Genomic DNA, 1082 nt, shown 5'->3' on the forward strand with positions numbered 1-1082 from the left:
GGTGAGCCGGTCGGCAATGTGGCAAGCGGTGTTGCTCGGAGTGGTCAGGGTCGTCGGGTGGTGTTCGTTTTCCCGGGGCAGGGTGCTCAGTGGGTGGGTATGGCGTCGGGTCTGCTGGGTGGTTGTGGGGTGTTCCGGGAGTCGATGGCGGAGTGTGCTGAGGCGTTGGCGCCGTTTGTGGACTGGTCGCTGTTGGAGGTGTTGGAGGATGAGGCGGCGCTGTCGCGGGTGGATGTGGTGCAGCCTGTGTTGTGGGCGGTGATGGTGTCGTTGGCGCGGGTGTGGCGTTCGTGGGGTGTGGAGCCGGCGGCGGTGGTGGGTCATTCGCAGGGTGAGATCGCGGCTGCGTGTGTGGCTGGTGGTCTGTCGCTGTCCGATGGTGCGCGGGTGGTGGCGTTGCGCAGTCGGGCTATTGCGGGGGTGTTGGCGGGTCAAGGTGGCATGGTGGCGGTGTCGCTGCCGGTGGATCAGGTGCGTGGGTTGCTGCCTGAGGGTGTGTCGGTGGCTGTGGTCAATGGTCCTGGTGCGGTGGTGGTGGCTGGTCCGGTGGAGGCGCTGGATGTGGTGGTGGCGCGGTGTGAGGAGTTGGGGGTGCGGGCGCGGCGGGTGCCGGTGGACTATGCCTCGCATTCGGCGTATGTGGAGTTGATCGAGGACCGGCTGATGTCGGATCTGGCGGGGCTTGCTCCGGTGTCGGGTGCGGTGTCGATGTATTCGTCCGTCTGCGGTGAGCGGATCGACACGGCGGGGCTGGATGCGGGGTACTGGTACCGGAATCTGCGGGAGACGGTGGAGTTCGAGCAGGCCACTCGTGCTGTGTCCGGGGACGGGTTCACCGTGTTCGTGGAGGTCAGCCCGCATCCCGTTCTCACTATGGCGGTGCAGGACACTCTTGGTGAGGATGTCGTGGTGGCCGGCACCCTGCGTCGTAATGAAGGGGGGTTGGAGCGGTTCCTGCTGTCGGCGGCGGAGTTGTTCGTGCGTGGTGTCCCGGTGGCCTGGGAGGGCCTGTTCGCGGGTGTCGAGCCGGGGCGGGTGAGCTTGCCGACGTACGCGTTCCAGCGGCGCCGGTACTGGCCGCA

Annotated in this window: 1 protein-coding gene; it reads left to right on the forward strand. The window is 67.1% G+C overall.

From position 1 onward, the window contains the following. Window positions 1-1082, forward strand: a 1082-nt coding sequence (locus ACH47Z_RS47255; RefSeq protein WP_399086885.1) for an acyltransferase domain-containing protein, incomplete at both ends; no start/stop codon positions are given.

The organism is Streptomyces sp. NPDC020192, from assembly GCF_044388685.1.
GTDB lineage: Bacteria > Actinomycetota > Actinomycetes > Streptomycetales > Streptomycetaceae > Streptomyces.